Source organism: Agromyces humi (assembly GCF_009720255.1).
Lineage (GTDB): Bacteria > Actinomycetota > Actinomycetes > Actinomycetales > Microbacteriaceae > Agromyces > Agromyces humi.
Map to the genome: position 1 here is coordinate 1 of NZ_WJSP02000276.1, position 5,104 is coordinate 5,104.

The following is a 5,104-nucleotide window of genomic DNA, read 5'->3' on the forward strand; positions in this document are numbered from 1 at the left end:
GCGCAGCCGCGACACGTCGTCGCGGACCCGGCCCTCGTGCACCACGACGGCGCCGACGGCCCGCACGGCCGCGGCGATGGCGACGCCGTTCGCGTCGGGGATCTCGCCTGGTCCGAGCCGTGTCCCTGGCGGCACGAGCTCGCTGCCGGTGCTCACGACGGCGACGCGCACGTGTTCGCGCACGAGCAGCTCGGTCAGCCCGGATGCCGCAGCGGCGGCGAGGTGCCGGGACGCGAGCTTCAGCCCGGGCGGCAGCACGTCGGCCCCGGCGGCGAGGTCGGAGCCCGCCTCGCGCACGTACTCGCCTGCCGCGCGCGGGCGCAGGATGCGGACATGTGTTCCGCCGGGCTCCGTGTCCTCCACGGGCACGATGGCGTCGGCTCCGTCGGGCACGGGCGCGCCCGTCATGATGCGCACCGCGGTGCCGGGCGCCAGCGGCGCGGGAGCGCCGGCCGCCGCGGCGACCTCGCCCGCGACAGGGAGGGACACCGGGGCCCCCGTCACGTCGACGGCACGCACCGCGAACCCGTCCATCTGCGAGTTGCGGAACGGCGGCAGCGCGATGGGCGACTCGACCGGCGAGGCGGTGATGCGGCCGAGCGCGTCGGCGAGCGGCACCCGCTCGGTCGGCCTGGCGCCGAGGCCGGTGAGCAGCGAGCGAACGAATGCCGCGTGCTCGTCGACGGGGATGCGGCCCGCCATCAGTACCGCACCACGCTCGGGTCGACGGTGCGCGACCAGGCGTCGATGCCGCCGGCCAGGTTGCGCACCCTCGCGAAGCCGGCACGCGCGAGGGATCGCGCCGCGACCTCCGAGCGCACGCCGAGGTGGCAGTAGACGACGACGGATGCCGCGGGGTCGAGCTCACGCGCCCGGACATCCAGTTCGGCTGGGGCTCCGACCAGTTCCGGTGCCTCGACTTCCTCTGGACGAGGGAATCCGGATGGCGCGCCGACGCGTACAACGCCTCGAGCGGCGCCTACGGCATTCCCCAGTCGCTGCCCGGCAGCAAGATGGCCAGCGCCGGCGCGGACTGGCGCACGAACGCCGCCACGCAGATCGACTGGGGACTCGGCTACATCGACGCGCGCTACGGCTCGCCCTGCGCGGCCTGGGCTCACTCGGAGGCCACCAACTGGTACTGATGGCCGATCATGGACTGATGGCCGACCACGACGAACGCGAGGTGTTCCGCCGGCACGGCGCCGAGGGGGCGCTGCTGCTCGGCGGCGGCGCCGCAATCCTCCTCCAGCTCGCCGATCCTCGCGTCGCGCGCGGCGTCGCCCGCCACAGCGGCTTCCGGGAGCGTCCCCTCGACCGGCTGCTGGGCACGCTCGACTACGTCTACGCGATCGGCTTCGGCGACGACGAGGTCGCCGCCGACGCCGCGCGGCGCGTGAACGCACGCCATCGACCCGTGCGTGGCGGCGCGACCGAGGACGGGCCGTCGTACAGCGCCTTCGACGCCGACGCCCAGCGCTGGGTGGCGTCGACGCTGCTCGCAATGGCTTTCACGGTGCACGAGCGCGTGTGGGGCCCACTCGACGTGGTGAGCGCCGATGCCGTGGTGCGCGGCTACGCACCGCTCGGCACGAGTCTCCAGGCGGCCGGCAGCGGATGGCCCGACACGCGGGCCGAGTTCGACGAGTGGTGGGCCGAGCGGGTGCGTCGCCTCGAGGTCGGCGACGAGGCACGCACAGTCGCCCGTTCGCTGATGTCGGGCACGTCCGCGCTCCCGCCGGGGAGCCGTGTGCTCCTGCCGCCGGTGCGCCTGCTGACCGCCGCCCTCCTCCCCTCCGACATCCGCGAGGCGTACGGATTCCGCTACACGCCGCGCGCCGAGCGGGTCGCCGCCGACTGGTTCCGCGCGATCTCGATGCTCTACCCGCGGCTCCCGCGGGCCCTGCGGCACGCTCCCATGCGCGCCTCGCTACGTCGCGCACGCCGCCGCAGCCGCTACGCTGGGCATGAGCCACGAGGACGACGATGACCCAGCAGACACCGCACCGCAGCGACGCGCTCGACAGCATCGATCGACGCATCGTCGCCGAGCTGAGCCGCGACGGCCGCCTGTCGGTGCGCACCCTGGCCGAACGGGTGCACATCTCCCGCACCGCCGCGCACAACCGCGTGCAGCAGCTGCAGAAGCGCGGGGTGATCACGGGGTTCGGCGCACAGATCGACCGCAAGGCGATCGGCCTCAACATCTCCGCGCTCGTCGTCGTGCGCATCGGCGAGGTGTCATGGGAGCAGATCGCGGCGAAGCTCGCGACGCTGCCGTTCGTCGAGAAGGTGCAGGCCGTCTCGGGGGACATCGACATCATGCTCACGGTGAGCGCACCAGACCACGAGCAGCTCAGCCAGGCGATCCTCCGTGACATCCACGACATGCCCGGCGTGGTGTCGACGCGCTCGCACCTGATCCTCGCCGAACTCGAGGGACGTCCGCCCGCACAGACCCTGGACATCTGGCGCACCTGAGGCCCCGAATGCCGGACGGACGGCAACGCTTTGCCGCCGCCGCAGCCGTTCGTTCACGCTTCGTCCAGACGCCCCACGCGCGAGCGCAGACTGTCGCACCATGGCGGTATGAGCCTCAACGTCGAGCACCAGAGCGTCCGAACCCTGCCGTCGGAGAAGCCGATCCGGCTCCTCGACAACGCGGGCCACGCGGTCCGCGGCGCGGCATCCGGCGGCTTCGAGCTGCCCGAGCTCGGCACGCTGCTCGAGCTCTACCGCCGCATGGTGATCGCCCGCCGGTTCGACGTGCAGGTCACGGCGCTCACCAAGCAGGGCCGGCTCGCGACGTACCCGTCGGCGTACGGCCAGGAGGCCTGCGAGATCGGGGCCATCTCGGCGATCGAGGCCCGCGACTGGTTCTTCCCGACCTACCGCGACAGCATCGCGCTGCTCACGCGCGGCATCGAGCCCGGCGACATCCTCCAGTCGTTCCGCGGCGACTGGCACAACGGGTACGACCAGCACGCGCACCGCACCGCGTCGCAGGCGACACCCCTCGCCACCCAGGCGCTGCACGCCGTGGGACTCGCGCATGCGGCACGGCTGCGGCACGACCCGATCGTGACCATGACGTACCTCGGCGACGGCGCGACCAGCGAGGGCGACGCGCACGAGGCGTTCAACTTCGCGGCGGTGTGGCAGACCCCCACGGTCTTCCTGGTGCAGAACAACCAGTTCGCGATCAGCGTGCCGCTGTCCCGCCAGACGCGCGCCGCCACCCTCGCCGACAAGGCGGTCGGCTACGGCATGCCCGGCTACCACGTCGACGGCAATGACGTCGCAGCCGTCTACGCGGTCACCCGCGCCGCCGTGGAGCGCGCTCGAGCCGGCGGAGGCCCGACGCTCATCGAGGGACTCACGTATCGCATCGAGGCGCACACGAACTCCGACGACCCGACCCGCTATCGCCAGTCCCGGGACGTCGAGCACTGGAAGCGCCGCGACCCCATCGAGCGGCTCGAGAAGTACCTCGTGTCCGAGGGCGCCCTGTCGGAGTCCGTGCGTGCCGAGATCACGGATGCCGCGGAGTCGGTCGCCGCGCACACGCGCGACCTGATGACGGTCGAAGCGGAGATCGACCCCCTCGAGCTCTTCGACCACGTCTACGCCCGTCCGCGCGCTGCGCTCCTCGAGCAGCGCGCCCGCCTCGAGGCCGAGCTCGCCGACGCCGCGGTCCGGGCGGCCGCCCAGCCCACCGGAGCCGGCCGATGACCGCGACGACGACCGAGCACGCCGCGCCCGCGGCATCCGCACCCACGCAGCTCACCATGGCGGGGGCGTTGAACGCCGCGCTCCGCGACGCGATGACCGGCGACGACCGCGTCGTGGTCTATGGCGAGGACGTCGGACCCCTCGGCGGCGTCTTCCGCGTCACCGATGGACTGCAGGCGCAGTTCGGCGAGGACCGCATCTGGGACTCCCCCTTGGCCGAGTCGGGCATCATCGGCACCGCCATCGGCATGGCGATGTACGGCATGCGACCGGTCGTCGAGATGCAGTTCGACGCGTTCAGCTACCCGGCGTTCGAGCAGATGGTCTCGCACGTCGCGAAGATGCGGAACCGCACGAAGGGCCGGATGTCCCTCCCGATGGTCGTGCGCATCCCCTGCGCCGGCGCGATCGGCGGCGTGGAGCACCACTCCGACTCCTCCGAGGCGTACTGGACGGCGACGCCCGGCCTGACCGTCGTGATGCCCTCCAACCCTGCCGACGCCTACTCGATGCTGCGCGAGGCGATCGCCAGCGACGACCCCGTGGTCTTCATGGAGCCGAAGAGCCGGTACTGGTCGAAGGCGCCGCTGAGCCTGCCGGTGACGACCGCACCGATGGATCGCGCCGTCGTCGTGCGCGAGGGCACCGACGTCACCCTGCTGGCGTACGGCCCCACGGTGCGCACGGCGCTCGAGTCCGCGGATGCCGCTGCGGCCGAGGGCCTCTCGATCGAGGTCGTCGACCTGCGCAGCCTCTCCCCCTTCGACGATGAGACGGTCGGGGCGTCCGTGCGCAAGACCTCGCGGGCCGCGGTCATCCACGAGGCGGCCCAGTTCGGCGGCTACGGCGCAGAGGTGGCAGCTCGGGTGACCGAGCGGAACTTCCACCACCTCGCCGCGCCCGTGCTGCGCATCACCGGCTTCGACATCCCGTTCCCCTCGCCGAAGCTCGAGGAGTTCCACCTGCCGACACCCGATCGGGTGCTCGCCGCGCTCGACACCTGGGAGTGGGACGACTGATGGGCCGCGACTTCATCCTCCCCGACCTCGGCGAAGGCCTGACCGAGGCCGAGATCGTCGCGTGGCTCGTGCAGCCCGGCGACGAGGTCGCCATCGACCAGCCCGTCGTCGAGCTCGAGTCCGCCAAGTCGGTCGTTCAGCTGCCCACGCCGTTCGCGGGCGTCGTCGAGTCGCTCGGCGGTGAGACCGGCCAGGTGCTCCACGCCGGCAGCGTGCTCATGACCCTCGCGCCCGTGGGCGCGTCGGTCGAGACGGCGACGGATGCCGCAGGTGCCGCGCCCGCGCCGGTCGCTGCGTCCGCGCCGGCCCCTGCGCCGGCATCCGCACCACCGGTGGCCGCCGAGCCCGGGATC

The 5,104-nt window shown here is 72.8% G+C and carries 6 protein-coding genes and 2 pseudogenes; 6 read left to right on the forward strand and 2 right to left on the reverse strand.

All coding sequences use genetic code 11. The annotated features are described in order from the left end of the window. Both GH736_RS16910 and GH736_RS25635 read right to left on the reverse strand, forming a co-directional pair. Nucleotides 1–702: pseudogene (locus tag GH736_RS16910) on the reverse strand (gephyrin-like molybdotransferase Glp); the annotation flags it as partial. After that, nucleotides 702–995: a rhodanese-like domain-containing protein gene (locus tag GH736_RS25635; protein ID WP_159605428.1), complete on the reverse strand. Its 294-nt coding sequence runs from the start codon at nucleotides 993–995 to the stop codon at nucleotides 702–704. The pseudogene GH736_RS16910 and the gene GH736_RS25635, both read right to left, overlap by 1 nt. Here GH736_RS25635 and GH736_RS25155 point away from each other — a divergent pair. From GH736_RS25155 to GH736_RS16945, 6 genes and pseudogenes are all read left to right on the forward strand, one after another. Continuing rightward, nucleotides 885–1,145 (forward strand): annotated as a pseudogene (locus GH736_RS25155) (aggregation-promoting factor C-terminal-like domain-containing protein); the annotation flags it as partial. The gene GH736_RS25635 and the pseudogene GH736_RS25155 sit on opposite strands and share 111 nt — an antisense overlap. Before the next feature lie 17 nt (nucleotides 1,146–1,162). Then, nucleotides 1,163–1,990 (forward strand): oxygenase MpaB family protein, encoded by an 828-nt coding sequence (locus tag GH736_RS16925; protein WP_159605420.1) that lies wholly within the window; start codon nucleotides 1,163–1,165, stop codon nucleotides 1,988–1,990. After that, a complete protein-coding gene (locus tag GH736_RS16930) occupies nucleotides 1,987–2,481 on the forward strand; it encodes an Lrp/AsnC family transcriptional regulator (protein WP_159605422.1) in 495 nt (164 codons plus the stop codon). Before GH736_RS16925 ends, GH736_RS16930 begins: the two co-directional genes overlap by 4 nt. Nucleotides 2,482–2,589: 108 nt before the next feature. Continuing rightward, on the forward strand, nucleotides 2,590–3,732 hold the full coding sequence (pdhA, locus tag GH736_RS16935; protein WP_159605424.1) for a pyruvate dehydrogenase (acetyl-transferring) E1 component subunit alpha: 1,143 nt from the start codon (nucleotides 2,590–2,592) through the stop codon (nucleotides 3,730–3,732). Further along, nucleotides 3,729–4,751: an alpha-ketoacid dehydrogenase subunit beta gene (locus GH736_RS16940; RefSeq protein ID WP_159605426.1), complete on the forward strand. Its 1,023-nt coding sequence runs from the start codon at nucleotides 3,729–3,731 to the stop codon at nucleotides 4,749–4,751. The genes pdhA and GH736_RS16940 overlap by 4 nt, the downstream gene beginning before the upstream one ends. Next, the coding region (locus GH736_RS16945; RefSeq protein WP_328596891.1) for a biotin/lipoyl-containing protein at nucleotides 4,739–5,104 on the forward strand (366 nt) is incomplete at its 3' end. The genes GH736_RS16940 and GH736_RS16945, both read left to right, overlap by 13 nt.

Coding starts and splice junctions, on each gene's coding strand:
- GH736_RS16930 (WP_159605422.1), top strand. CDS start 1,987: ATGACCCAGCAGACACCGCACCGCAGCGACGCGCTCGACAGCATCGAT.
- pdhA (WP_159605424.1), top strand. CDS start 2,590: ATGAGCCTCAACGTCGAGCACCAGAGCGTCCGAACCCTGCCGTCGGAG.
- GH736_RS16925 (WP_159605420.1), top strand. CDS start 1,163: ATGGCCGACCACGACGAACGCGAGGTGTTCCGCCGGCACGGCGCCGAG.
- GH736_RS16940 (WP_159605426.1), top strand. CDS start 3,729: ATGACCGCGACGACGACCGAGCACGCCGCGCCCGCGGCATCCGCACCC.